Below are 24,664 nucleotides of genomic sequence, written 5' to 3'. Positions count from 1 at the left end.
CACCGGGTGAGCCTCGGGGGCGGCGTCGTTCACCGCGTCGGTCGATACCACCTCACCGGGCACCCAGCCTCCTTAGTCCATCCGGGCGCACCGCCCGCTTCCGCGAGATGCGCCCGTTCCCCACCGGACCCTGATGGCGCCAGTCTATCCGGCGCCCATTTCCTACTAGACCGTAACCAGCGAATGGACATCCAGATTCCCCAGCTTGTCGCGTCCGTCCAGGAACGACAGCTCAAGGAGGACGGTCAGGCCGGCGACCTCGGCTCCGCTCCGGCGGACGAGTTCGGCGGCGGCCCTGGCCGTCCCTCCGGTCGCCAGGACATCGTCGACGATCAGCACACGGTCACCGGGTTCGAGCGCGTCGACGTGGATCTCGATCGTCTCGGTCCCGTACTCGAGATCATAGGTCTCCTCGCGCGTCCGCGACGGCAGCTTCCCCTTTTTGCGCACCGGGACGAACCCCGCGCCGAAGTGGTAGGCCACGGGCGCGGCGAGGATGAAACCGCGCGCCTCGATCCCGACGATCTTGTCGATGGTGCCGCGGCCGTGGTGGTTGACGATCGCGTCCACCACACCGGCGAACGCGACATGGTCGGACAGCAGGGGCGTGATGTCCTTGAAGACCACCCCGGGCTTGGGGTAGTCGTCCACGTCGCGGATCCGCTCCTGGATCAGCTTGCCGAGGTCCACAGTTCGCTCCTACTTGCCGCCGCGCCGTCGCTGCCGGGTCCCGCGTCCGGGCCGCCGCCGCGTCCCGGTCCGCACGACCTACGGACGGCGACTGTACCGCCGGGACCTCCGGTGCCGGCGGCGGGCCCGCCGCCGGCACCGGACGGGACGGCAGACGAGAACGGCGACGGCTTCACGCCGACGCCGTTCTCGTTCAATCCGTACTTGCAGCCCAGTCCGTACTTGCAGCCCGGTCCGGCGATGTCGCCGCCGCCCTGGCCCGGTGCCCGGCCGGCATGGCCCTGATTCCGGATCGTGGCGGGAGAAGGGGTCAGCCGGCGGACTTGTTCGCCGTCTTCACCTTCAGCCCTTTGCCGGACTTGGAGTCGGGCTCCTCCGCCTCGGCGGTCTCGTCCGGGCCGTCCTCGTCCGAGTCGTCGCCGGCCGAGTCCTCGTCGGCCTCGTCGCCGGAGTCGCCGTCCTTGGACAGGTCGACGCGGTCGCCGTCCTCGCCGTCCTCGTCGTCGTCATCGTGCTCGTCGTCGAGGTCCTCGGGCTCGTCGTCCTTGAGGACCTGCATGACGGCCTGCTTGACGAAGCGGACCTCGACGCCGTCGGCGATCTCCAGGACGATGCCGTCGTCGTCGGCTTCCACGACGGTCGCGCGCATGCCGCTGGTCGTCAGCACCCGCACACCGGGCTCGATGGCGTTCTGCATCTGCATCTGCTCTTTGCGGCGCTTGCTCTGCGGCCGGATGAGCAGGAAGTAGAAGACCAGGGGAATGGCGAGGAGCAGAAGCAGGTTGAAGGCCCCGCTGCCGCCCGAATCCGCCGCGATAATCATGTCGCCGCCCATTACTGGGGCATCCTTCCGATGTCGTTAGCCCAGCCTGTGACCGGACCGGTCATGTGCAACGGGACCGCCGGCTGGAGACGGTGAACCAAGTCCCGGAGTCTAGAGAGTACGCGAGACCCCGGCAACGACGTGACGACCGGCGACACCGGGAAGTTCCCAACCCGTTATCGGATGATCACTATTCGGGACGGCCGGCGTCTCCGTCGACGTCGAACAGCGTTCCCGCCATCGGCGCCGTCGGCGGCTGCGTGAGACCCAGATGCGCCCACGCGGCCGCGGTGGCGATGCGCCCGCGCGGCGTCCTCGCCAGCAGGCCCTGCCGGACGAGGAACGGCTCGGCGACGACCTCCACGGTCTCGGGTTCCTCCCCCACCGATACGGCCAGCGTCGACAACCCCACGGGGCCGCCGCCGAACTTGCGCATCAGCGACTCCAGGACGGCACGGTCGAGCCGGTCCAGCCCCCGTTCGTCCACTTCGTACAACGCCAGAGCGGCCCGCGCTGATTCCAGCGTGACGGTCCCGTCGGTGCGCACCTCGGCGTAGTCGCGGACGCGGCGCAGCAGCCGGTTGGCGATGCGGGGGGTGCCCCGGGACCGGCCGGCGATCTCGGCCGCGGCGTCGTCGCCGATCTCCACGTCCAGCAGCGCCGCCGAACGCCGGACGATGATCTCCAGCTCGGCGGGCTCGTAGAAGTCCATGTGCGCGACGAACCCGAACCTGTCGCGCAGCGGCCCGGGCAGCATCCCTGCCCGGGTGGTGGCGCCGACCAGCGTGAACGGCGCGATGTCCAGGGGGATCGCCGTCGCGCCCGGGCCCTTGCCGACGACGACGTCGACGCGGAAGTCCTCCATCGCCATGTAGAGCATCTCCTCGGCGGGCCGCGCCAGCCGGTGGATCTCGTCCAGGAACAGCACCTCGCCCTCGGCGAGCGTGGACAGCACCGCCGCCAGGTCTCCGGCCCGTTCGATGGCCGGGCCGGAGGAGATCCGCAGCGGCTGCCCCAGCTCCGCGGCGATGATCATGGCGAGGGTGGTCTTGCCGAGGCCGGGCCCGCCCGACAGCAGCACGTGATCGGGCGTCCGGCCGCGCCGCAGCGCGCTCTGCAGCACCAGCGAGAGCTGCTCGCGCACCCGCTCCTGCCCGACGAAGTCGTCCAGCTTCCGGGGCCGCAGCGCGGCCTCGATCCGCTGTTCCTCGGCCCCGTCCGCATCCGGCGACACCAGCCGTTCGGGCTCACTCCCGCTCATCCTGCTCCCTGTGGGGGGACGACCCCCCACACCCCCCGGTTCGCTCCCGCTCATCCTGCTCCCTGTGGGGGGACGACCCCCCACACCCCCCGGTTCGCTCCCGCTCATTATTTGCTCAGTTTCTTCAGCGCCGACTTCAGGAGGGCCGCGACCGGCGGCGTCTCGCCCCCGTCGAGGTCGGCGGCGACGGCGTCCACGGCGGCGTCGGCGTCCTTGGCGGACCAGCCCAGGTTGATCAGGCCCATCTGGACCTGCTCGCGCCACGGCTCGGCGCGGGCGGGCGCGCGCACGCCGCCGGCGCCGTCCCCGACCGGGCCGCCGAGGCGGTCCCTGAGCTCCAGCACGATGCGCTGGGCGCCCTTCTTGCCGATGCCGGGGACCTTGGTGAGAGCGGTGAGGTCCTCGCTCGCCACCGCTTGGCGCAGCGCGTTGGGCGGGTGGACCGCGAGCATCGCCAGCGCGAGCTTGGGCCCCACACCGCTGGCCGTCTGCAGCATCTCGAACACCGTCCGCTCGTCGTCGTCGGCGAAGCCGAACAGGGTGAGGGAGTCCTCGCGGACGACGAGGGAGGTCGGCACCTTCGCCTCGTCGCCGACCCGCAGCCCGGCCAGGGTGGCGGGGGTGCACTGCACCGCCAGGCCGACGCCGTGCACGTCGATCACCGCGCCGTCGGGCCCGGCGGCGGCCACCCGGCCGCTGACGAAGGCGATCACTGTACGGTTCCTCCCCTGTTCTGGGCGGTGCTGTTCTGGGCGGCGCTGTTCCTGGCGGTGCTGTTCCGGGCGGCGAGGCGCTCGCGCTCGGCCCTGGCAGCCTCCTCGATCCGCGACCGCTGGGCCGTGGCGAGCCGCTGCTGCGCTCCCCCGCGCCACACGTGGCAGATGGCCAGCGCGAGCGCGTCGGCCGCGTCCGCCGGTTTCGGGGCCGACTCCAGGGACAGCAGCCGGGTCACCATCCTGGTCACCTGCGCCTTGTCGGCGCGCCCGTTCCCGGTGACGGCGGCCTTGGCCTCGCTCGGGGTGTGCAGCGCGACGGGCAGGCCGCGGCGGGCCGCCACCAGCATCGCGACCCCGGCCGCCTGCGCGGTGCCCATCACGGTGCGGACGTTGTGCTGGGAGAACACGCGCTCGACCGCGACGGCGTCGGGACGGAACTCGTCCATCAGCGCCTCGATGCCCGATTCGATGCCCAGCAGGCGCAGGTGGATGTCGTCTTCGGGCGCGGTCCGCACGACGGTCACGTGCACCAGGTGGAGCCGTTTGCCCGGGGTGCCCTCGACGACCCCCACCCCGCACCGGGTGAGCCCGGGGTCCACCCCCATCACCCGCAAGGCCGCTCCTTCGATCACCTGTTCGGCCGCCAACGCTACCAATCCGGCCCCGTATCGTGGAGGGGGCGGCGGCGTGTCGGCGGAAAATCCGGAGAGAAGGGCGGGGCGGCGGGTGTCGGGGGCGCGTCGCGATCCCGGCCGGGGCCGGGGGGCCGTGGGGGCCGCGGCGTCAGTCCAGGGTGGCCAGGATGTCGTCGGAGACGTCGAAGTTCGCGTAGACGTCCTGGACGTCGTCGGAGTCTTCGAGGGCGTCCAGGAGCCGGAAGACCTTCTTGGCGTTGTCCTCTTCCAGGGGGACGGTGACGGTCGGCAGGAACTTGCTCTCGGCCGACTCGTAGTCGATCCCGGCGTCCACCAGCGCGCTGCGGACGGCGACCAGGTCGCCCGCCTCGCTGACGACCTCGAAGTTCTCCTCGTCGAGCTCGTTGACCTCTTCGGCGCCGGCGTCCAGGACGGCCATCATCACGTCGTCCTCGCTGGTGCCGTCCTTGGGGACGATCACGACGCCCTTGCGGTTGAACATGTAGGAGACCGAGCCCGGGTCGGCGAGGGAGCCGCCGTTGCGGGTGAGGGCGACGCGCACCTCGGAGGCGGCGCGGTTGCGGTTGTCGGTCAGGCACTCGATGAGGACGGCGACACCGCCCGGGGCGTAGCCCTCGTAGGTGATGTTCTGCCAGTCGGCGCCCCCGGCCTCCTCACCGGCGCCGCGCTTGCGCGCGCGCTCGATGTTGTCGTTGGGGACGGAGTTCTTCTTCGCCTTGTAAATGGCGTCGTAGAGGGTCGGGTTGGCGTCCGGGTCGCCGCCGCCGGTGCGGGCCGCGACCTCGATGTTCTTGATCAGCTTGGCGAAGAGCTTGCCCCGCTTGGCGTCGAGTGCCGCCTTCTTGTGCTTGGTCGTCGCCCACTTGGAATGGCCGGACATCTGTCACTCCTCCTCTGTCGTCCGGCGCACCAGATCGGCGAAGTAGTGGTGCACGCGGAAATCGCCTGTCAACTCCGGATGGAACGCGGTCGCCATGAGGCGCCCCTGGCGGACGGCGACGATCCTACCGGCGTTCGGGCCGCTCTCGGCGCGTCCGAGGATCTCGACGGCGTCACCGACGGACTCCACCCAGGGTGCGCGGATGAAAACGGCGTGGTACGGCGTGTCTCCCATACCGGTCAGCGGGACGGCGGACTCGAACGAATCGACCTGCCTGCCGAAGGCGTTGCGCCGCACGGTCATGTCGATGCCGCCGAGCGTCTCCTGGCCCGCGGCGCCGTCCCGGATCCGGTCCGCCAGCATGATCATCCCGGCGCAGGATCCGTAGACGGGCAGTCCGGCCTCGATCCGCTTGCGCAGCGGCTCCAGCAGTTCGAACGAGCGCGCCAGCCGCCACATGGTGGTGGACTCCCCGCCGGGCAGGACGAGCCCGTCGACCCGCTCCAGTTCTTCGGGGCGGCGTACGTTCAGGGTGTGCGCCCCGGCGGCCTCCAAGGCCGTCGCGTGCTCACGCACGTCGCCTTGCAGGGCGAGGACACCGATCGTCGGCACAGCGGTCACGTGCAACCTTCCGGGGTTTCGCGGGGTCGTGCAAGCCTAGACGTTCACGACAACGCCCCCCGACCTCGCGGATCTTCCGGGTCCGGGCGCGTCACACGTGCTTGAAGCGGCGCAGCGGGAGCTCCAGCGGGAGGAAGCCGTCCTTGCCGCGGTCGGCGATGCCGCGGCCGAACATGTGCGCCTCGGCGAGCGCGAGCCCGAACTCCTCCGGGTCGAACGGCAGCGGGACGTCGGGCGCGCCGGCGTCGATGGCCCGCCAGAACGGCCGCTCGGCGGGGAGCCGCTCGCCCTGGTCGACGACGACGCCGTCCTCGGCGGTGACGAACACGTCGCGGAGCAGTTCCCCGGACTCGTACCAGCGGAACCAGCAGCCGCGGATGACGGTGTGCAGGACGAGGACGCCGCAGTGCGCGCCGGGCAGCGCCGCCGCCGCGGTGTCGGCGATGCGGCGGGCGTCGTCGTCGAGGCAGAACAGCCGGCGGTCGCACAGGAGCAGCGCCCGCTCGAACGCCCCGACGAACAGCTCGTCCTCGTACGGCCAGAGCGCGAAGTCCAGGACCGTGTCACCGGTCTCGGTCAGGGTGTCCGCCGGATACAGGCCGCGCGCGATCGCCGCGGCGGCGTCCGGATCGGGCACCAGGCCCGGCCGGAACACCTCGGTGGGTTCACCCGAGCTCGCGCACGCCAGCGCGACCGACCAAGCCATGCTCTCCCCTCCCGCGGCCGGGCACCGCCCCGGGGCCCGCGTTACCCTTACCGGCCGCGCCGCCAGCGTAAACCCTGTAAGGGCGCCGTGTGCAGTGGGGACGGCCCGTTCATCGCGGCGCCGTCCGCACGGCACGCCCGCCTCACCAGCCGCGGCCCGCGAACTTCTGGTCGTCGCCGAGGGTGGCGGCGTTGATGCCGACCATGGCCTCGCCGAGGCCGCGGGACACCTTGGCGATGACGCCGGGGTCGTCGTGGAAGGTGGTGGCCTTGACGATGGCCTCGGCGCGCTGCGCCGGGTTGCCGGCCTTGAAGATCCCGGAGCCGACGAAGACGCCCTCGGCGCCGAGCTGCATCATCATGGCGGCGTCGGCCGGGGTGGCGATGCCGCCGGCGGTGAACAGCACGACGGGCAGCTTGCCGGCGGACGCGACCTCCTTGACCAGCTCGTAGGGGGCCTGGAGCTCCTTGGCGGCGACGTACAGCTCGTCCTCGGGCAGGGACTGCAGCCTGCGGATCTGCTGCCGGATCTGGCGCATGTGCGTGGTGGCGTTGGACACGTCGCCGGTGCCGGCCTCGCCCTTGGAGCGGATCATGGCCGCGCCCTCGGTGATGCGGCGCAGCGCCTCGCCGAGGCTGGTGGCGCCGCACACGAACGGGACGGTGAACGCCCACTTGTCGATGTGGTTGTCGTAGTCGGCCGGGGTGAGCACCTCCGACTCGTCGACGTAGTCGACGCCGAGGGCCTGCAGCACCTGGGCCTCGACGAAGTGGCCGATGCGGGCCTTGGCCATCACCGGGATGGAGACCGCGGAGATGATCCCGTCGATCATGTCGGGGTCGCTCATCCGGGAAATGCCGCCCTCGACGCGGATGTCGGCGGGCACCCGCTCCAGGGCCATGACGGCCACCGCGCCCGCGTCTTCGGCGATCTTCGCCTGGTCGGGCGTGACGACGTCCATGATCACGCCGCCCTTGAGCATCTCCGCCATGCCGCGCTTGACGCGGGCGGTCCCGGTCTCGGGCGCGGCGTTCTCAGGGGCGGGACTGGAAGTGGACACGGGCATTCCTCACGTGGACGGACGATAAGTCCTTTCCATGGTATTGCCTGCTCGTGGGACCTCTGGACCCGCCACAGTGTCAACGCGCGGCGGGCGAGCCTTACACAGTGGCGGTTGACGCGGCGCCCGCGGGGCGGCGCCTAGGGAATGAAGGGCTTGCCGTCGTTGACGAGGACCACCCAGACCTGTCCCGGGGCGAAGTTCATCGGCTCGCCGCCGGCCGTGGTGAAGGTCGTCCCCTTCTTCTCGGACGGCCGCGACCACTTGGCCTTGTAGGACTTCCCGTCGCGCAGGACGAGGGCCCGCCCGGTGCCGGTCGTGTCGATCAGCGGCGTGTAGCTGCCGAGGAAGTCGTGGAACTTCGACCGGGTCGTCTTGGCGTACTGGACGACGACCGTCTGGCCGCCGAGACGCCCGCCCTCGGCGGCGCGGTCGGGCCGCCCGCCGAAGCTGGCGAGCCACCGCTCATGCTTCTTCGACCAGGTGAACCCCATGCTCGCTGACGGCCACCGCGCGGTGAAGGACTTGGTGGGCTCGCCGCCGGGCGGGGCGTCCCCGAAGCGGAAGCCGATGTCGCGGGGCTTGGCGGCCTTGGGCGCCTTCTTGAGCAGGACCTTCGGGTCGGCGTAGAGGTTGTACGGGATGGGCTTGCCCCCGGACCGGAAGTAGGCGCCTCCGGCGTTCTCCTGTGAGATGTCGTACACCGGCGCTTCGCGGACGTACTTCTTCATCTTGCTCTGGACGCCGGAGAACGCGAAGGCGGGCCGGCCGAACTGCGGCAGGATGTGCAGGTCGGAGATGCGGGCGCTGCGGACGGGCCCGACCCGCTTCGGCAGCTCGGACGAGTACACCGCCATCAGCCGGGTCTCGCCGCCCTCGACCTGCTCGACGTAGACGATGTCGGCCGCCTTCACCCCGCTCTGCGGGAGCGCGGGCCTGGTGTTCTCGATCTTGACGGCGAGGACGGGGTTGTCCAGGCCCTTGCGCTCACCGGTGAACGGATGCGTCGGCGGCGGGGGCGGCGGCCCGGTCTGCTGGGGCCCGCCCGTGCTGCGCGGCGGCGGCGCCGTCTCCGGGCCGCCCGAGTCCGAGCAGGCCGAAAGGCCGACGCCGAGGACGAGGGCCCCGAGACCCGCGGCCGCTCGGCCCCTGCCGGTGGTGCCCCAGGCGGATCGCACGATGAACCCTCCCTTTACCTTCTGCCAGAGGGTAGCGAACGCGACCGTGTGCGCCCGCCCGCTCGGCGGTACGGCCGCGGGGGCCGAAAGTGATCAATCCCGCGTGCTCGGATCCGCGTGCTCGGATCCGCGTGCTCAGATTCCGGGCGGGTCGTCGTCGATCTCGAAGAAGTCCGGGAGCGGGGCCCGGCCGGCGAGCGGCAGGACCCGGATGAGCAGCTTGCGGCGGGCGATCCTGGCCTGGGAGACGGCATCGTTGTAGAACCGGCGGGCGTAGGCGACCTTCGCGGCCGACGAGGACAGCTCGTCCAGCACCGCCTTGCCCTCACCGGAGCCGCCGGCGGTGAGGGTACCGACGAACTCGGGCTGGTCGACGACGGCGCGCAGAGCCCGGGACAGGTCGCTCTCGGCGAACTCGCGGTTGTCGGCGTCGGCGGTGCGGGCCTCGTGCGCGGCGGTGGCGAGGACCAGGCTGGCCGCCGGGTCCAGCAGCCGCGACGCGGCCAGTTCCAGCGCGGCGGCGGCCCGCCTGACCAGCGCGGCGTCCAGCGCGGCGCGGGCGGTCTCGACGCGGACGTGCAGCCGGTCGAGCCGGGTGGCGCGCCACGACACGTACACGCCGGCGAGGAAGACGACGGCGATCCAGAACAGGACGTCGATGATCCAGTCGTACATCCGATGGCCTCCTAGGCGCCGAGGCCGGACTCGACGACGCCGGCGCCGGCGAAGGCGACCGTCTCGTACACCCGCAGTACGTCGCGGGCCACCGCCGACCAGTCGTAGTCGCGGACGGCGGCGCGGGCCTCCGCCGACAGCTGCTTGCGGCGGGCCGGGTCGTCGAGCAGCTCGCCGGCCGCCGCCGCGAGGGCCTCGTGGTCGCCGGCGGGGAACAGCGCCCCGGCGCGCCCGCCGCGCAGTACCCGGTCGAACGCCTCGATGTCGCTGGCCAGGATGGGGGCGCCCGCCGACATCGCCTCGGCGAGCACGATGCCGAAGCTCTCGCCGCCGAGGTTGGGCGCGACGAACACGTCCACCGAGTGGTAGGCGCGGACCTTGTCCTGCTCGCTGACGAGGCCGAGGACGACGACCCGGTCGCGCAGTTCCGGCGAGACGCGGGCCACCACTTCGTCGGCGTCGCCGGGCCCGGCGAGCAGCAGCCGCAGGCCCGGTCGCCGCCGGCCGAGGATCTCGAAGGCGCGCAGCAGCACGGGCAGGCCCTTGCGGGGCTCGTCCATCCGGCCGAGGAACCCGAGAGCGCCGCCGCCGGGTCCGCGAGGGACGCCCCCGGCCGATCCCCCGGCCGACGGGGCGCGCCCCGGCCAGCCGGGCAGCGGGTCGGCCATCGCGTACCGCTCGGTCGCGACGCCGTTGGGGATCAGCACGGCGTCGCCGCCGAGATGCTCGACGAGCGTGGTGCGGGCCGCCTCCGACACCGCGATGCGGCCGGTGATCTTCTCCAGCGCGCTCTGCAGGATCGGCGCGGTCACCGACACCATGCGCGACTTCTCGTAGGACGCGTGGAAGGTGCCGACGATCGGGCCGTCCGCCGCCCAGCAGGCGAGGAGCCCCAGGGAGGGCGCGGCGGGCTCGTGGACGTGCAGGACGTCGAAGGCGCCCTCGTTGATCCAGCGCCGGACGCGGCCCGCCGACAGGAACCCGAACGCCAGCCGGGCCACCGAGCCGTTGTAGGGGACGGGGACGGCGCGTCCGGCCGACACGACGTAGGGCGGAAGCTCCGCGTCGTCGTCCGCTGGCGTGATCACCGACACGTGGTGGCCGAGGGCGATCAGCGCCTCGGCGAGGTCGCCGATGTGCTGCTGGACGCCGCCCGGCACGTCCCAGGTGTAGGGGCAGACGATGCCGACCTTCATGGGCCGCCGTCCGCGAGGTCTTCCACCCAGACCTTCTGCAGCATGTGCCAGTCCTCGGGGTGGGCGGCGATGCCCGCCTCGAAGACGTGCGCGAGCTCCTGGGTCATGGCCTGGATCTTCTCCTGTCTGCCGCCCTCGTCCGGGACCGGTATCTCGTCGTGGACGCGCGCCGCCCAGTATTCGCCCTCGTACCAGAGTGTCACGGGAATGAGGGCGGCGCCGGTCTGGATCGCCAACGCGGCGGAGACGGCGGGCATCCGGGCGGTGGCGCCGAAGAACTCGACGTCGATTCCGCTCTCGGTCAGGTCTCGGTCGACGACCAGGCACACCGGCCGGCCCGCACGCAGCCGCTGGGCCATCCGGCCGTACGCGGAGGCGCCCTTGTGGGCGAGGACCTCCATGCCGAGCCCCTCCCGGAACTCGACGAACCGGTCGAACAGCGACTCGGGCTTGAGCCGTTCCGCGACGGTGGTGAACGGGTACCCGCAGTGCACCAGCCATGCGCCGGCGTGCTCGTAGTTGCCCATGTGGGGCAGGGCGAGGATGACGCCGCGTCCGGCGTCGAGGTTCGCGAAGATCTTCTTCTCGCCGGTCACCCGCATCCGCCCGACGATCCGCGCCCGGCTGTACTCGGGCAGCCGGAACACCTCCAGCCAGTAGCGGAAGTAGGAGCGCAGCACCTTCTTGCTGAGGATGCGGATCTCGTCGTCGACGGCGTCCTTGCCGAGGACGCGGCACAGGTTCCTCTCCAGTTGCCGCACACCGGTGCCGTAGCGGTGCCAGGTGCGGTCGGCGAGGGCGGTGAACGCCAGCCGGGCCGCCGCCTCGGGCATCTTGCGGACGACCGTCCAGCCCGCCGCGTACGCGGCGTCGGTCACCTCGTCGCGCAGCGACGGGCGGTCGGGGCCGCGCGGTGACGCGCGGTCCGTGCCGTCCCCCGGCGGGCGGGACGCGCTCATGGGCCCGGCTCCGGGGCGGCCGCGCCGTCCTTGGCCTGGGCGTGGACGGTGGCGAACCGCTGCCCGACCGTGACGGTGCTCAGCCCGGCGAGGACCCACAGCGCGGCGGCGAGGATGTAGGGGACGCCGAGCCCGTCGAATCCGGCGGCGACGAGGGCGACGATGAGGCGTTCGGCGCGCTCGGCGATGCCGACGTCGCAGGTGTAGCCGAGCCCTTCGGCGCGGGCCTTGGCGTAGGACACCACGACCCCGGCGACCAGGCAGTACAGGGCGACTCCGGCGAGCGGCTCCTGCCCGTCCCGGTACAGCCCGACCATCAGCCCGGAGAAGATCGCGGCGTCGGCGACCCGGTCCATCGTGGAGTCCAGGAAGGCGCCGAACTTCGAGATCTTCCCGGTGGCCCGGGCGACCGCGCCGTCCAGCATGTCGAACAGCACGAACGCGGTGATGACCAGCGTGCCCCAGAAGAACTCGCCGCGGGGGAACAGCACGAGCGCGCCGGCGGCCACGCCCAGCGTCCCGATGACGGTGATGGCGTTGGGGGACACCCCGGTCCGCGCGACCGCCCGTCCGACGGGGGTGAGGACGCGCCCCAGCGCGGGCCTGATCTTGTTGAGCATCGCCGTCCGTTCTCGTGTCTCGGGGAGAAGGCCCACGGGGCCGGGCCGCCGCAGCGCGCCCATCGTAGTGCGGTTGCGCGCACAGGGTGGTCAGGGCGGGTTTGGGCGGCGTGCGCCGCGGACAGATCACGGTTGATTGCCCTTCACCCCTTGTGGTCCCGCGCGTCACGGGAAAAGGTGGTGATACGGGTGTGACGTCGGTCACGCACGTTGGACGAGGTCGGACGCCGCACTCGGACGTCAGGGCCGGCCCCTCGCCTGGGCCTGGCCCCAACCGCACGCGGGCCTCCGCGCGGAGACCCGTCCGAGGAGGTAGTCAATGGCGGACAAGGGAGGCCACCCGGGTGCCCCCGGCAGGGCACCGGAGGCCGGCGGGTGTGACAAGGTGCGCAACGTCGCGCTGGTCGGCCATTCCGGGGCCGGGAAGACGACGCTCGTGGAGGCGCTGCTCGCCGCCACGGGCACGCTGCAGCGGGCGGGACGGGTCGAGGACGGCACCACCGTCAGTGACTTCGACGAGGTGGAGGTACGCCAGCAGCGCTCGGTCAACCTCGCCCTCGCCCCGCTGAGCCACGGCGACATCAAGGTCAATCTGATCGACACACCGGGGTACGCCGACTTCGTGGGCGACCTGCGGGCCGGGCTGCGCGCCGCCGACGCGGCACTGTTCGTGATCTCGGCGGTGGACGGCATCGACGGCCTGACCCGGATGCTCTGGGAGGAGTGCGCGGCGGTGCAGATGCCCCGCGCGGTCGTCATCACCAAGATCGACCAGCAGCGCGGCGACTTCGACGACGTGGTCATGGCCTGCCAGGACGTCTTCGGTGAGGGCGTCGCGCCGCTGTACTTCCCGGCGGTCGGCGGGGACGGGCTGAAGGGCCTGATCGGGCTGCTGAGCCGGCGCTGCCTCGACTACTCCACCGGGCGGCGGACCGAGTGCGACCCCGACCCGGCGTACCTGGACCAGATCGCCGAGCAGCGCGCGTCGCTGATCGAGGGCATCATCCAGGAGAGCGAGGACGAGACCCTCATGGACAGGTACCTGTCCGGTGAGGACCTCGACGTCAAGGCGCTCATCGAGGACCTGGAGACCGCGGTGGCGCGCGGCAGCTTCTACCCCGTCCTCGCGACGTCGGTCCCGCACGGCGACCATCCCGGGCCGGTCGTCGGCATGCTGGAACTGCTGGAGGTCATCACCCAGGCGTTCCCCTCTCCCCTCGAACACGGCATTCCCCCCGTGAACCCCGTCAAGGGCGGACCTCCGCGGGAACTGGCGTGCGATCCGGAGGGGCCGCTGGTCGCCGAGGTGATCAAGACGACGTCCGACCCGTACGTCGGGCGGATCTCCCTGGTGCGGGTGTTCTCCGGGACGCTGCGCCCGGACACGACGGTGCACGTCTCCGGGCACGGCATGGAGGACCGCGGGCACGAGGACCACGACGTCGACGAGCGGGTCGGCGCACTCACCTCGCCGCTGGGCAAGACGCAGCGCACCGCCTCGTCGTGTTTCGCGGGCGACATCTGCGCGGTGGCGAAGCTCACCCGCGCCGAGAGCGGCGACACCCTGTCCGATCCGGGCTCGCCGGTGGTGATGGCCCCCTGGTCGATGCCCGATCCGCTGCTGCCGGTGGCGATCCGCGCCAAGTCCAAGGCCGACGAGGACAAGCTCAGCCAGGCGCTCGGCCGCCTCGTCGCCGAGGACCCCACGCTGCGGCTGGAGAACAACTCCGAGACGCGGCAGCTCGTGCTGTGGTCCATGGGCGAGGCCCACGCCGACGTGCTGATCGACCGGCTCGGGTCCCGGTACGGCGTCGAGGTGGAGCGGATCGATCTGCGGGTGCCGCTGCGGGAGACGTTCGGCGGGGCGGCCAAGGGCCTCGGCCGGCACGTCAAGCAGAGCGGCGGGCACGGCCAGTACGGCATCTGCCACATCGACGTGGAGCCGCTGCCGTCCGGTGAGGGCTTCGAGTTCGTCGACAAGATCGTCGGCGGGGTGGTGCCGCGGCAGTTCATCCCGTCGGTCGAGAAGGGCGTCCGGCAGCAGATGGACCGCGGCGTGTCCGCCGGGTACCCGCTGGTGGACATCAAGGTCACCCTGCACGACGGCAAGGCCCACTCGGTCGACTCGTCCGACATGGCGTTCCAGGCGGCCGGGGCGCTCGCGCTCAAGGACGCGGCGGGCCGGGTTCCCGTCCTGCTGCTGGAGCCGGTCGACGAGGTGGCCGTGCTGATCGCCGACGAGTACGTGGGCCCGATCATGTCCGATCTGACCTCCCGGCGCGGCCGGGTGCAGGGCTCCCAGGCGGTGCCCGGCGGCCGCACGATGATCAAGGCGGAGGTGCCGCAGCTGGAGATCATCCGCTACGCGATCGACCTGCGGTCGATGTCGCAGGGCACCGGCACCTTCAGCCGGACGTTCCTGCGCTACGAGCCGCTCCCGCCGCACCTGGCCGACAAGGTCGCCGCCGAGTCCAGGGAGTAGCGTCCCGCGTCTTCCGAGGGGCCGCGTCCCGAGGGGTCGCGCTCCGAGGAGTGGCAGGAGGTTCTCAGGGTCCCGCCCGTTGGCGCCGGGCGGGACTCTAGGCTTGCGCCGTGGATCTTCCTCCCCTCCGGCTGGGACGCGGCGCACGGCTCTGGCGCTCCCTCTCCGGCGCCGCCGTCGTCGGCGCCCTGCTCTGCACCAGCGCGTACGGGAGCAACGACCATTTCCCGCTCGGGCCGATGACGCAGTTCGCCTTCTCGGTGCAGGACGACGGCGGCACGATCAGCTCGTTCTGGCTGGAGGCCGACACCGCGGACGGCGAACACGTCGAACTGTCGCGGTCGGCGGTCGGGACGGGCATGAAACGCGCCGAGATCGAGGGCCAGATGAGCCGGATCGTCCGCGATCCGTCGCTGCTGCAGGGAATCGCCGAAGGGCAGCACAGGCTGCACCCGGGCGGGCCCGAGCTGACCAGAATCTATGTCGTGCAGGAGATCAAGACGCTGAAGCACGGCAAGGTCGTGTCGACCATGAGGCAGAACCGCGTCGTCTGGGACGTGCGGTGACCGCGGCGGCGACACCGGAGACGCCCCGCCCCGTCGCGGCGGCGGGGGGCGCGCCCGATCCGGTCCGGAACGCGTGGGGCCGCTGGTGGTTCGGGCCGGTCCCCCGCGCCCGGATCGCCTGGCTGCGGATCATCGGCTACGTGTTCCTGCCGTTCGACATGCTGCTGCTGACCGGCAGTTCGCTGGCGCACGCGCGGCTGCCCGCCGACCTGTACCAGCCCGTCCTGCTCGGCCGGCTGCTGCACCTGCCGGCGCCCACGCCGTGGTCCATGTACACGCTGCTGGCCGTGACCGTCGCCGCCGGGCTCGTCGCGGCTACCGGCCGGGTGCTGCCGAGGGTGAGCGGCTACGCCGCCGCCTGCGGCTACCTGTGGTGGGTCACGATCAGCATGTCCTACGGCAAGGTCGACCACGATCACCTGGCGCTCGTCGTGGCCCTGTTCGTCCTGCCGAGCGTGGGACGCGCGAGGGTCGGCGACGCCCGGGGCTGCGAGGCGTCGGCGTGGTCGGTGCGCTGCGTCCAGATCGGGGTGGTGGCGGCCTACTTCCTGTCCGCGTGGGCGAAGGTGCGCATCGGCGGGTTCCCGGCGTGGCCGAACGGCTCGACCGTGCAGTGGGCGCTGAGCCGGCGCGGGACCGGGCTCGGGCGCGACCTCATCGGGTACCCGCTGGTGCTGAAGGCCAGCCAGTGGATCATGTTCGTCGCCGAGGCGCTCTCGCCGGCGATGCTGTTCCTGCGCGGTCGGCCGCTGTACCTGCTGGTGCTGTTCTTCGCCGTCTTCCACGCCGTCACCTACGCGCTGATGACGATCCATTTCCTGCCGCACGCGATCTGGCTGGCGGCGTTCCTGCCGCTGGAGCGGCTCACCGGGCTGCTGCCGGAGCGGCTGCGAGCCCGGTCGGCGCGGCAGGAACCCGCCGCGGCCCCGCGGTGATCCGGCCGCGGGCGCCGGTGGCTCAGCGGCGGGCGCCGGGACGCTCGGCGGCGGGCAGCATGCACGCCGCCGTCCCGCCCGGCATCCGGTCCCGGTTGTTCGCGACGAGCCGGTAGACCGCGTGCGCGGCCCAGCTCACCGGCGCCACCCGCATGATCACTCCGAGCGCCCGCCAGGGACCGCCGGCCTCGGTGAGCAGCCGTCCGACGGCCTCCGCGCCGCCGCTGACCCGCCCGGCTCGGTCGATCCACAGCACCTCGTACCCGGCCCGCTCCGCGGTGGTGCCCAGCGCGGGGAGGTCGGCGAACTGGTAGGCGACGACCGTGGCCCGGACGGGGACGTGCCGTTCGAGGAACCGCACCGAGGACGTGCAGAAGCCGCAGTCGCCGTCGTAGACCAGAACCGGCCGTTCCCGCCGGCTCATGCGGCGGGCCAGGCGTCGGCGAGCATCTGCCGGGTGTCGCGCAGCAGCTGCGGCAGCACCTTGGTGTGCCCGACGACCGGCATGAAGTTGGTGTCGCCGCCCCAGCGCGGGACGACGTGCTGGTGGAGGTGCGCGGCGATCCCCGCTCCCGCGACGAGGCCGAGGTTCATGCCGACGTTGAAGCCCTGCGCGCCGCTGCATTTGCGCAGCGCCGTGAGGGCCCGCTGGGTGAACGTGGCCAGTTCCAGGTATTCCGGCTCGTCCAGGTCGGCGTAGTCGGCGACGTGCCGGTACGGGACGACCATCAGGTGCCCGGAGTTGTAGGGGTAGAGGTTCAGCACCGTGAACACCGACTCGCCGCGGGACACGACGAGGCCGTCCTCGTCGGACATGCCGGGGATCTCGCAGAACGGGCAGCCTTCGTCGGAGTCCGCCCCCGTCGGCCTGCCCTCGCCCTTGATGTAGGCCATCCGGTGCGGAGTCCAGAGCCGCTGGAAGTTGTCGGGCATGCCCGCGCCGCCCCTCTCCTCCTCGAAGCGGGGCCCGCGCTCGTTCCCGGCCCCGGACGCGCCCTCGCGCCCCTGCTGCACCACGGACTCCTCCGGCTCTGCGCTCAAGGCGGCGGTCTCCTTTTGTTCACGGCCTGACCAGCAGCATAGAGAGAGACGCGTGCCGGGCTGTAGCCGGGCTGCCACCGGGACGCGCCCGCGAACACCCCCTTCCGTGACGTCTCGCGGGTCGCTCCGACACCATGGTCGTCCAACCGAACCATGGGAGCGATCATGACCGGGCTCGACAAGGGCGGTATCGGGAACGGTGAGCCGAGACGCGGGGCGGGTGGCGCGGAGTCCGGGTCCATGCCGTTCTTCCCCGGGCCGGCCGGCCACCGGGGCACGGTGCCGCCGCCGGGGACGCCGCTTCCGGCGCCGCCCGCCGCCCCCGCCGAAACGTCCGGCCCGGCGGTGCGGCCCGGCCCGGCGGTTCAGCACGGCCCGGCGGTTCAGCACGGCCCGGCGAAGGAGCCCGGCGCGGAGGGGCAGCCCGGCGCGGAGGGGTGGCCGGGCGCGGAGGGGTGGCCGGGCGTCGCGCAGCCGCCCGGCACCCCGGCACCGGGGGCGAACGCGCTGCCGATGACGCTGCAGGGCTCGGCGTCCGACGTCACCACGGCGGTGGAGGGGCGCATCACGATCGAGGACGAGGTCATCGAGAAGATCGCCGCGCTGGCCGCGCTGGGGGTGGCCGGGGTCGCCGCCCTGGTCGCGCGCCCCGATCCGGCCGCCCCCGGGCGGTCCCCAGAACCGGCCGCCGGACGGGCGGGGACGGGCGTGCGCGTCGTCCTGGACGAAGACGAGGTGACGCTCGACCTCGTCATCGCCGTCGAGTACGGCAGCGTGATCAAGGACGTGGCCAAGGTCGTCCAGACGAACGTGGCACGGGTGGCGGGCATGATGCTCGGCGCGCGGGTCGCGGCGGTCAACGTGTCCGTCGGCGACGTCCGCATGGCCGCCGGGTCGCACCGCTGAACACCGCCGGACGCCGGCCGGCCTCCGTCACGCCGCGGCGCGGGCGTAGCACGTCTGCATGGACACCCCGACGGAGACAGTGGTGACCTTGACGCGCTCGACGAGCTGCGGTGAGACGCCCGTGAAATGGAACGTGTGCGGCCTGCCGCCCGTGACGGTGGTCTGCTGCGACTCCGGTGACCGCCCGCGCAGGGACAGCTCCGCCCGGATCGCGCCGCTGGAGGCCACGGTGATGACGACGTCCACACCGGTGCCCGTGGCGCGGTAGGCCGCCGTGCCCTCCGGGCACCACGTGAGGCCGCCGTTGCCGCCCGGGCCGGGGATCTGCGGCCCGCCGCCCCCGCCGCCGCCGGCGGGGTCCGGACGGTCGCTCCCGCTCTGCTGCGGCGCCGGGCCGGTCGGGGTCACCTGGATACCGGGGCCCGCCTGGCCGACCGGCGGCCCGCCGGGTGATGTGGACGACGGGCTCGCCGACCCCTGGGCGCCGGCGGTGCCGCCGCTCTTCCCGTCGTCCAGCAGCGGGACGAGGAGCACCACGATGGCCGCCGCCACCAGCAGCGTGGTGCCGGCGTAGCCGGCGATCCGGGCCAGGACCGACCGGGACCGCCGTGCCGGTCTCCTGGACTTCATCTCCGCCATCTCCCCGGTCGCACGTGCGCGACGAGGCTACCAACTCCGGGCGGCGCTCACTCCCCCCCGGCGGAGCCCGGTGTGGAGGGCGCGGTCAAGGGCCTCACCCGCGCCCCCGGCACGGGCACGGCCCCGGCGCGGGTCAGATCTGGATCCTGGCCTCGACCGCCTTGACGATCTCGTCGACCGCCTCGGCGATCGGGACCCCGTTCCGCTGGTCGCCATTGCGGTACCGGAACGAGACCCCGTCCTTGGCCACGTCGTCGTCGCCCGCGAGCAGCATGTACGGGATCTTCTGCTTCTGCGCGTTGCGGATCTTCTTCTGCATGCGGTCCGAGGAGGTGTCGACCTCGACGCGGACGCCGCGCTCGCGCAGCCGCGCGGCGACCTTGTCCAGGTGCGGGACGTGGGCGTCGCCGATCGGGATGCCGACGGCCTGCACCGGCGCCAGCCACGGCGGCATCGCGCCCGCGTAGTGCTCCAGCAGCACGCCGAAGAACCGCTCGATCGACCCGAACAGGGCCCGGTGCAGCATCATGGGCCGCTGCCGGGTGCCGTCCGCCGCCTGGTACTCCAGGCCGAACCGCTCGGGCTGGTTCGGGTCGACCTGGATGGTGGACAGCTGCCAGGTCCGGCCGATCGCGTCCTTGGCCTGGACGGAGATCTTGGGGCCGTAGAAGGCGGCGCCGCCCGGATCGGGGACGAGGTCGAGCCCGGTGGACTCGGCCGCCCCGCGCAGGGCCGCGGTGGCCTTCTCCCACATCTCGTTCGAGCCGATGAACTTGTCGGAGTCGTCGCGGGTGGACAGCTCCAGATAGAACTCGTTCAGCCCGTAGTCGCGCAGCAGGCCGAGGACGAAGTCGAGGAGCCGCTTGATCTCCTCGCCCATCTGGTCCTCGGTGCAGTAGATGTGCGCGTCGTCCTGGGTCATGCCGCGGACGCGGGTGAGGCCGTGCACCACGCCCGACTTCTCGAACCTGTACACCGACCCGAACTCGAACAGCCGCAGCGGCAGCTCCCGGTAGGACCGCCCGCGCGCGCGGAAGATCAGGTTGTGCATCGGGCAGTTCATCGGCTTGAGGTAGTACTCGCCTCCGTCGACCTCCATGGGCGGGAACATGTCGTCCTTGTACCAGCCGAGGTGCCCGGAGGTCTCGAACAGGTGGCCCTTGGTGATGTGGGGGGTGTTGACGAACTCGTACCCCTCCTCCTCGTGCCGGCGGCGCGAGTAGTCCTCCATCACCTTGCGGACGACGCCGCCCTTGGGGTGGAAGACGGCGAGGCCGCTGCCGATCTCGCTCGGGAACGAGAAAAGGTCGAGTTCGGCGCCGAGCCTGCGGTGGTCGCGCTTCTCCGCCTCCTCCAGGAACTTCAGGTACTCGTCCTGCTTGTCCCTGGACTCCCAGGCGGTGCCGTAGATCCGCTGGAGCTGCGGGTTCTTCTCGCTGCCGCGCCAGTACGCGCCGCCGGAGCGCATCAGCTTGAACGCGGGGATGACCCGGGTGGACGGCAGGTGCGGGCCGCGGCACAGGTCCTTCCAGCGCAGCTCGCCGGACTTGGCGTCGAGGTTGTCGTAGATGGTCAGCTCGCCGCCGCCGACCTCGACGTCCGCGCCGTCCGCCGCGTCCTCGACGGGGCCGGAGCCCTTGAGGCCGATCAGCTCCAGCTTGTACGGCTCGGCGGCCAGCTCGGTGCGCGCGTCGTCGTCGGAGACGGGCCGCCGGGAGAACCGCTGCCCCTGCTTGACGATCTCGCGCATCCGCTTCTCGATGCGCTTCAGGTCGTCGGGGGTGAACGGCTCGGCGACGTCGAAGTCGTAGTAGAAGCCGTTCTCCACCGGCGGGCCGATGCCCAGCTTCGCCTCGGGGAACAGCTCCTGCACGGCCTGCGCCATCACGTGCGCGGCGGAGTGCCGCATGATCGCCCGGCCGTCGGCGGAGCCGATCTCGACCGGTTCGACCGCGTCCCCGTCGCGCAGCTCGCCGGCGAGGTCGCGCAGCTCGCCGTTCACCCGGGCGGCGATCACGGTACGGCCGTCGGCGTCCAGTGCCCGGCCCGCGGTGGTGCCGGCCGACACCGCCCGCTCGCTCCCGTCGAGGGTGATGCGCAGCTCAGACACGGTGGACACGGGGACTCCTCGCAGTATTCGGTCAGGACTCGGGCTCGGATCAGCGGTTGCCGATGCTATCGATTCGGGGTGCCGCCCGGACGCATCCGGTTCCATCGGCCGCTCCTCTCGTCGTGGAGGGCCCGGCGGTCCCGGAGGGCCGCCCCCGGAAAAGCGGCAGGCCCCGGGATCGCTCCCGGGGCCCTGCCGCGTGCAATGTCAGGACATGCCGCAGTCTCGCCGGGAGTGACCCGGCGTCGTCGTCTCGAATACCTGCGGCATGGTCCCACTGTATCCGACGGGCGCGGACCTCGGCGGGCGTTGCCCCCGGCAAACGCCGCCCGCGACAGGCGTTATGCGGGGGCTCTCGGGGAGGCGAGGTCGTCCATGTCCTCCAGCTCACGTCCCTTGGTCTCGGGGACGGCGCGGTACACGAACACGAACGCCAGGACGGAGAACAGCGTGTAGAGGCCGTAGGCCAGGCCGAGGGAGAATCCGGAGACGGCGGGGAACGTCGTGGTGATCACCCAGTTGGCGAGCCACTGCGCGGTGGCGGCGACGGCGAGGGCGGACGCCCGGATGAAGTTGTTGAACATCTCGCCCAGCATCACCCACACCACCGGGCCCCAGGTGGCGGCGAACGAGGCGACGAACGTGTTGGCGGCCACCAGCGCGATCGGCCCGGTGACTCCGCCGAGGTCCGGCTCGCCGTTCACCACGGGGGCGGTGGCGAAGCACACGGCGAGGGTGCCGAGGGACAGGGCCATGCCGGTGGCGCCGGCCAGCAGCAGCGGGCGCCGCCCGATCCGGTCGATGAGCGCGATCGCCACCAGCGTGAACACGACGTTGACGACCGCGTTGACCACCGAGGTGAACAGCGCGTCGCTCTCGGTGAACCCGACCGCCCGCCACAGCGAGGTCGAGTAGTAGAAGATCACGTTGATGCCGACGAACTGCTGGAAGACCGACAGCAGGATGCCGACCCAGACGATCGGCAGCAGACCGAGCCGGTGGCCGCGCAGGTCGCGGAGCCGGACGGGCCGGTCCGCGGCGAGCGACCGCCGGATGTCGTCGATCTTGGCGCGCACGTCGCCGGCCGGCATGACGCGGGCGAGCGACCGCCGGGCGTCCGCCTCCCGGTGCCGCCTGACCAGGTAGCGGGGCGACTCGGGAATGATCAGGGCGATGACGCCGTACAGCACGGCGGGCACGGCGGCGCTCGCGAACATCCATCGCCACGCGGTGCCGCCCAGCGGGAACCTCCCGGACGCGCCGCCGTCGGACGCCCTGGCGATGAGGTAGTCCACGATGAGGGCCGCGAGGATGCCGAGGACGATGGCCATCTGCTGGAGTGAGCCGAGCTTGCCGCGCATGGCGGCGGGCGCGATCTCGGCGATGTAGGCGGGCGCGATCACCGACGCGGCGCCGATGGCCAGGCCGCCTGCCACCCTCCAGGCGGTCAGGTCGACCGCGGTGAAGGCGAACGCGGAGCCGAGCGAACTCGCCACGAACAGCACCGAGATGATGAGCATGACCCGCGTCCGGCCGATGCGGTCGCCGAGCGGGCCGGCGATCCAGGCGCCGGCGGCGCAGCCGAGCAGCGCGGACGAGACGACCAGCCCGACGCCGAAGCCGCTGAGGGCGAACTCGTCCTCGACGGCCTCGACGGCGCCGTTGATGACCGCGGAGTCGTAGCCGAACAGGAACCCGCCGACGGCTCCGGCCGCCGCGAGGAGCGTGGCGAGCAGCGCCGGATGCGCCGGTCCGCCCCGCCGCCGGTCGCCGGTGGGGTCGGCTCCGCTGCCCGGTGTGGTCATGGAGTCGATCTTCCCGAGGGAAAGGACCTTATGCGGGAAAGGACCTTATGCGGGGATTTGCCGTCGCTCAGTCGCGTATCGCGATCCCGATGACGTGCGGGGAGGCCGGGTTGGCGCCGGAGGCGGGGAACTCGAAGCGCCGCTCGTCCCGCACGGTGAACCCGGAGCCGGCGATCCACTCGTCCGTCGGGCGGGACACGTGGCATCCGGCGGCGAGGAACGGCCAGACGACGTCGGCGCAGCGCTGGAACCGCACCTTCCCCCGCGTGCGCCCCCGCACGTGCTCGTAGTAGCGGAACTCGCCGCCGGGCCTGAGGACCCGCCTCACCTCGGTCAGCGCGCGGACGGGGTCGCGCACCGAGCACAGCACGAGGGACGCCACCACCACGTCGAACGAGGCGTCGTCGAGGTCGAGGTCCTCGGCGACGCCGGGCCGCACGGTGACGGGGACGGGCGCGCGGGCGGCGGCGCGGCCGGCCTTGGCGCGCAGCCGCGGCTCGGGTTCGACGGCGGCGACCTCCGTGACCTCCGGCGGGTAGTGCGCGAAGTTGGCCCCGTGCCCGGCGCCCACCTCCAGCACGCGGCCGGACGTCCCGGTGAGCAGCTCGGCGCGGTGCGCGTCGCCGCCCGCCCTGGCGGAGGCGGCGTCCAGCCGCGGGTAGAACCGGGCGAAGATCGGATGGCTCAGGTCGGTCATTCCCGCATCCTCCGTCGCCCCGGCGATCACCGCAAGATCGCCGCGTGATCGCCGCATGATCCCCGTGGTAGGGCGCTGCTCAGGGGTGATACCCGGGGAGGCGGTTCGCATCTCCCTCCCCCGGGTCACGCCGGGGCGGCCGGCGGCGTCCTAGGCTTCGTTCAAATGAACGATCACGACCGCTTCGCGCCCGGGGTCCGTCCCCGGCTGCTCGCCGGCGTCCGCTCCGCGCTCATGCCGGGCCGGGACGACCCGGCCGTCACGCTGCTGCCCGGACGGATGGCGCTGCGCCTGCCGATCCTGGCGGTCATGCTCGCGATGACGATCGGCTTCACGGCCGGGTCGATCGCGATCGCCATCGTGCAGTACGACGTCCGGACCGGGCTCGCCTGGCCGCTCGGCGTGCTGCAGGCGACACCGCTGATCTTCGCGGCGCGCTGGCCCCTCGCCGCGTGGAGGGTGGCGGCCGCCGGCCTGCTGCTGACGGTCTTCGCCCGGCATGGGGAAGGCTTCATGCCGTGGCCGGTCACCGCGATCCTGGCGCTGATCGTCATCCTGTTCTTCACCGGGGTCGGCGCCGACCGGCAGACCACCCTCGGCGTCGGCGCGGTCACCATCGCAGGGGTGCTGACGCCCGCCGTGATGCTCGGCATGCCCGGCTGGTTCGGCATGATCCTCGCCGGGGTCGCGGCGATCGCGCTGACCTTCGGCGACGCGGTCGGCGGGCGGCACTCGGCCGTCGAGGAGCTGCGCCGGCGCGAGGAGCAGCACCGGCAGGACCTCGCCCGGCAGGCGGTGCTGGAGGAACGCGCCCGGATCGCCCGCGAGCTGCACGACGTGGTGGCGCACCACATGTCGGTGATCGCGATGCAGGCGGAGGCCGCGCCCTACCGGATCCCGGACCTGCCGGACGCGGCGCGGCAGACGTTCGGGGTGGTGCGGGACGCCGCGCGCGAGGCCCTCACCGAGACGCGCCGCGTCGTGGGGCTGCTGCGCTCCGAGAACGACGACGCCGAGCGCGCGCCCCAGCCCGGTCTGGACCGGCTGGACGACCTGATCGGCGGGGCCCGCCGTTCCGGGCTGTCGGTCGCGAGCGTCGTCGTCGGGATGCCGCGGCCGCTGAACGCGGGGGTCGACCTGTCGGCGTACCGGATCGTGCAGGAGTCGCTGAGCAACGCGTCGCGGTACGCGCCGGGCTCCCAGGTTCACATCGAGATCAGGTACGGGCCGGAGTCGCTGGCGGTGTCGGTCACCGACGACGGCGCCCGCAGCACCCCCGAGGAGTCGCACGGCGGCGGGCACGGGCTCGTCGGGATGCGCGAGCGGGTGACGATGCTCGGCGGCGGCCTCACCGCCGGCCCGCGGGACGGCGCCGGCTGGTCGGTCGCCGCGGAACTGCCCTATGGCGACCCGGGCTGATCTTCCATGCCCGTAGGGTTGGG

25 protein-coding genes are annotated in these 24,664 nt (G+C 72.4%); 5 read left to right on the top strand and 20 right to left on the bottom strand.

Going from position 1 to position 24,664, the window contains the following annotated elements:
• Positions 1 to 165: 165 nt before the first annotated feature.
• The 14 genes from ACGFIS_RS31330 to pgsA all read right to left on the bottom strand — a co-directional run bounded on the left by ACGFIS_RS31330 (position 166) and on the right by pgsA (position 12,041).
• Positions 166 to 690 carry an adenine phosphoribosyltransferase gene (locus ACGFIS_RS31330; protein ID WP_392912936.1) on the bottom strand — a complete coding sequence of 175 codons (525 nt, stop codon included), beginning with the start codon at positions 688 to 690 and terminating at the stop codon, positions 166 to 168.
• A 310-nt stretch (positions 691 to 1,000) separates the two neighbouring features.
• Entirely contained in the window at positions 1,001 to 1,525 is a 525-nt protein-coding gene (yajC, locus tag ACGFIS_RS31325) for a preprotein translocase subunit YajC (RefSeq protein ID WP_392912937.1), read from the bottom strand.
• Positions 1,526 to 1,703: 178 nt separating this feature from the next.
• Positions 1,704 to 2,774 (bottom strand): Holliday junction branch migration DNA helicase RuvB, encoded by a 1,071-nt coding sequence (ruvB, locus tag ACGFIS_RS31320; RefSeq protein WP_392912938.1) that lies wholly within the window; start codon positions 2,772 to 2,774, stop codon positions 1,704 to 1,706.
• 107 nt (positions 2,775 to 2,881) lie between these two features.
• The gene (gene ruvA, locus ACGFIS_RS31315) at positions 2,882 to 3,487 is read right to left on the bottom strand and encodes a Holliday junction branch migration protein RuvA (protein ID WP_392912940.1); all 606 of its coding nucleotides are present in this window, start codon (positions 3,485 to 3,487) and stop codon (positions 2,882 to 2,884) included.
• A complete protein-coding gene (ruvC, locus tag ACGFIS_RS31310; RefSeq protein WP_392912983.1) occupies positions 3,484 to 4,104 on the bottom strand; it encodes a crossover junction endodeoxyribonuclease RuvC in 621 nt (206 codons plus the stop codon). The genes ruvA and ruvC overlap by 4 nt, the downstream gene beginning before the upstream one ends.
• A 169-nt stretch (positions 4,105 to 4,273) precedes the next feature.
• The gene (locus tag ACGFIS_RS31305; protein WP_392912941.1) at positions 4,274 to 5,026 is read right to left on the bottom strand and encodes a YebC/PmpR family DNA-binding transcriptional regulator; all 753 of its coding nucleotides are present in this window, start codon (positions 5,024 to 5,026) and stop codon (positions 4,274 to 4,276) included.
• Positions 5,027 to 5,029: 3 nt separating this feature from the next.
• The gene (gene pdxT, locus ACGFIS_RS31300) at positions 5,030 to 5,647 is read right to left on the bottom strand and encodes a pyridoxal 5'-phosphate synthase glutaminase subunit PdxT (RefSeq protein WP_392912942.1); all 618 of its coding nucleotides are present in this window, start codon (positions 5,645 to 5,647) and stop codon (positions 5,030 to 5,032) included.
• 91 nt (positions 5,648 to 5,738) lie between these two features.
• A complete protein-coding gene (locus ACGFIS_RS31295; RefSeq protein WP_392912943.1) occupies positions 5,739 to 6,353 on the bottom strand; it encodes a DUF6928 family protein in 615 nt (204 codons plus the stop codon).
• A gap of 142 nt (positions 6,354 to 6,495) precedes the next feature.
• Positions 6,496 to 7,419 (bottom strand): pyridoxal 5'-phosphate synthase lyase subunit PdxS, encoded by a 924-nt coding sequence (gene pdxS, locus ACGFIS_RS31290; RefSeq protein ID WP_392912945.1) that lies wholly within the window; start codon positions 7,417 to 7,419, stop codon positions 6,496 to 6,498.
• A gap of 134 nt (positions 7,420 to 7,553) precedes the next feature.
• Positions 7,554 to 8,591 carry a DUF3048 domain-containing protein gene (locus ACGFIS_RS31285; protein WP_392912946.1) on the bottom strand — a complete coding sequence of 346 codons (1,038 nt, stop codon included), beginning with the start codon at positions 8,589 to 8,591 and terminating at the stop codon, positions 7,554 to 7,556.
• A 135-nt stretch (positions 8,592 to 8,726) separates the two neighbouring features.
• Positions 8,727 to 9,266, bottom strand: a complete 540-nt coding sequence (locus tag ACGFIS_RS31280) for a hypothetical protein (RefSeq protein ID WP_392912947.1) — start codon at positions 9,264 to 9,266, stop codon at positions 8,727 to 8,729.
• 11 nt (positions 9,267 to 9,277) lie between these two features.
• A complete protein-coding gene (locus ACGFIS_RS31275; protein WP_392912948.1) occupies positions 9,278 to 10,462 on the bottom strand; it encodes a glycosyltransferase family 4 protein in 1,185 nt (394 codons plus the stop codon).
• Positions 10,459 to 11,421 (bottom strand): phosphatidylinositol mannoside acyltransferase, encoded by a 963-nt coding sequence (locus tag ACGFIS_RS31270; RefSeq protein WP_392912949.1) that lies wholly within the window; start codon positions 11,419 to 11,421, stop codon positions 10,459 to 10,461. Before ACGFIS_RS31270 ends, ACGFIS_RS31275 begins: the two co-directional genes overlap by 4 nt.
• Positions 11,418 to 12,041: a phosphatidylinositol phosphate synthase gene (gene pgsA, locus ACGFIS_RS31265; RefSeq protein ID WP_392973405.1), complete on the bottom strand. Its 624-nt coding sequence runs from the start codon at positions 12,039 to 12,041 to the stop codon at positions 11,418 to 11,420. Before pgsA ends, ACGFIS_RS31270 begins: the two co-directional genes overlap by 4 nt.
• 319 nt (positions 12,042 to 12,360) lie before the next feature.
• Here pgsA and ACGFIS_RS31260 point away from each other — a divergent pair, with 319 nt between their 5' ends.
• From ACGFIS_RS31260 to ACGFIS_RS31250, 3 genes are all read left to right on the top strand, one after another.
• Entirely contained in the window at positions 12,361 to 14,523 is a 2,163-nt protein-coding gene (locus tag ACGFIS_RS31260) for an elongation factor G-like protein EF-G2 (RefSeq protein WP_392912951.1), read from the top strand.
• Positions 14,524 to 14,633: 110 nt separating this feature from the next.
• Positions 14,634 to 15,089: a hypothetical protein gene (locus tag ACGFIS_RS31255; RefSeq protein WP_392912952.1), complete on the top strand. Its 456-nt coding sequence runs from the start codon at positions 14,634 to 14,636 to the stop codon at positions 15,087 to 15,089.
• Positions 15,086 to 16,024 carry a hypothetical protein gene (locus ACGFIS_RS31250; protein WP_392912953.1) on the top strand — a complete coding sequence of 313 codons (939 nt, stop codon included), beginning with the start codon at positions 15,086 to 15,088 and terminating at the stop codon, positions 16,022 to 16,024. Before ACGFIS_RS31255 ends, ACGFIS_RS31250 begins: the two co-directional genes overlap by 4 nt.
• Before the next feature lie 22 nt (positions 16,025 to 16,046).
• Here the strand turns inward: ACGFIS_RS31250 and ACGFIS_RS31245 are convergent, their stop codons facing one another.
• Together ACGFIS_RS31245 and ACGFIS_RS31240 are read right to left on the bottom strand one after the other, a co-directional pair.
• Positions 16,047 to 16,448, bottom strand: a complete 402-nt coding sequence (locus ACGFIS_RS31245) for a thiol-disulfide oxidoreductase DCC family protein (RefSeq protein WP_392912955.1) — start codon at positions 16,446 to 16,448, stop codon at positions 16,047 to 16,049.
• The gene (locus ACGFIS_RS31240) at positions 16,445 to 17,065 is read right to left on the bottom strand and encodes an HIT family protein (RefSeq protein WP_392912956.1); all 621 of its coding nucleotides are present in this window, start codon (positions 17,063 to 17,065) and stop codon (positions 16,445 to 16,447) included. Before ACGFIS_RS31240 ends, ACGFIS_RS31245 begins: the two co-directional genes overlap by 4 nt.
• Positions 17,066 to 17,230: 165 nt before the next feature.
• Here ACGFIS_RS31240 and ACGFIS_RS31235 point away from each other — a divergent pair, with 165 nt between their 5' ends.
• Positions 17,231 to 17,971: an Asp23/Gls24 family envelope stress response protein gene (locus ACGFIS_RS31235; protein ID WP_392973393.1), complete on the top strand. Its 741-nt coding sequence runs from the start codon at positions 17,231 to 17,233 to the stop codon at positions 17,969 to 17,971.
• Positions 17,972 to 17,998: 27 nt separating this feature from the next.
• On the opposite strand, the gene ACGFIS_RS31230 is transcribed toward ACGFIS_RS31235, so the two are convergent.
• The 4 genes from ACGFIS_RS31230 to ACGFIS_RS31215 all read right to left on the bottom strand — a co-directional run bounded on the left by ACGFIS_RS31230 (position 17,999) and on the right by ACGFIS_RS31215 (position 23,222).
• Positions 17,999 to 18,601, bottom strand: coding sequence for a hypothetical protein (locus ACGFIS_RS31230; protein WP_392973391.1), 603 nt, complete (start codon positions 18,599 to 18,601; stop codon positions 17,999 to 18,001).
• Between the two features lie 142 nt (positions 18,602 to 18,743).
• The gene (gene thrS, locus ACGFIS_RS31225) at positions 18,744 to 20,729 is read right to left on the bottom strand and encodes a threonine--tRNA ligase (protein WP_392973389.1); all 1,986 of its coding nucleotides are present in this window, start codon (positions 20,727 to 20,729) and stop codon (positions 18,744 to 18,746) included.
• A gap of 332 nt (positions 20,730 to 21,061) precedes the next feature.
• Complete coding sequence (locus ACGFIS_RS31220; RefSeq protein WP_392912960.1) at positions 21,062 to 22,525, bottom strand: sugar porter family MFS transporter; 1,464 nt, start codon at positions 22,523 to 22,525, stop codon at positions 21,062 to 21,064.
• A 67-nt stretch (positions 22,526 to 22,592) separates the two neighbouring features.
• Positions 22,593 to 23,222: a class I SAM-dependent methyltransferase gene (locus ACGFIS_RS31215; RefSeq protein ID WP_392912961.1), complete on the bottom strand. Its 630-nt coding sequence runs from the start codon at positions 23,220 to 23,222 to the stop codon at positions 22,593 to 22,595.
• 165 nt (positions 23,223 to 23,387) lie between these two features.
• Here ACGFIS_RS31215 and ACGFIS_RS31210 point away from each other — a divergent pair, with 165 nt between their 5' ends.
• Positions 23,388 to 24,641: a histidine kinase gene (locus ACGFIS_RS31210; RefSeq protein ID WP_392912962.1), complete on the top strand. Its 1,254-nt coding sequence runs from the start codon at positions 23,388 to 23,390 to the stop codon at positions 24,639 to 24,641.
• Positions 24,642 to 24,664 lie beyond the last annotated feature (23 nt).

The sequence above is a fragment of the Spirillospora sp. NPDC048824 genome (genome assembly GCF_043198455.1).
In the GTDB taxonomy this organism is placed as follows: Bacteria; Actinomycetota; Actinomycetes; order Streptosporangiales; family Streptosporangiaceae; genus Spirillospora.
Note: the sequence above shows the minus strand (reverse complement) of the source record. Positions and strands in the feature narration are given on the sequence as shown.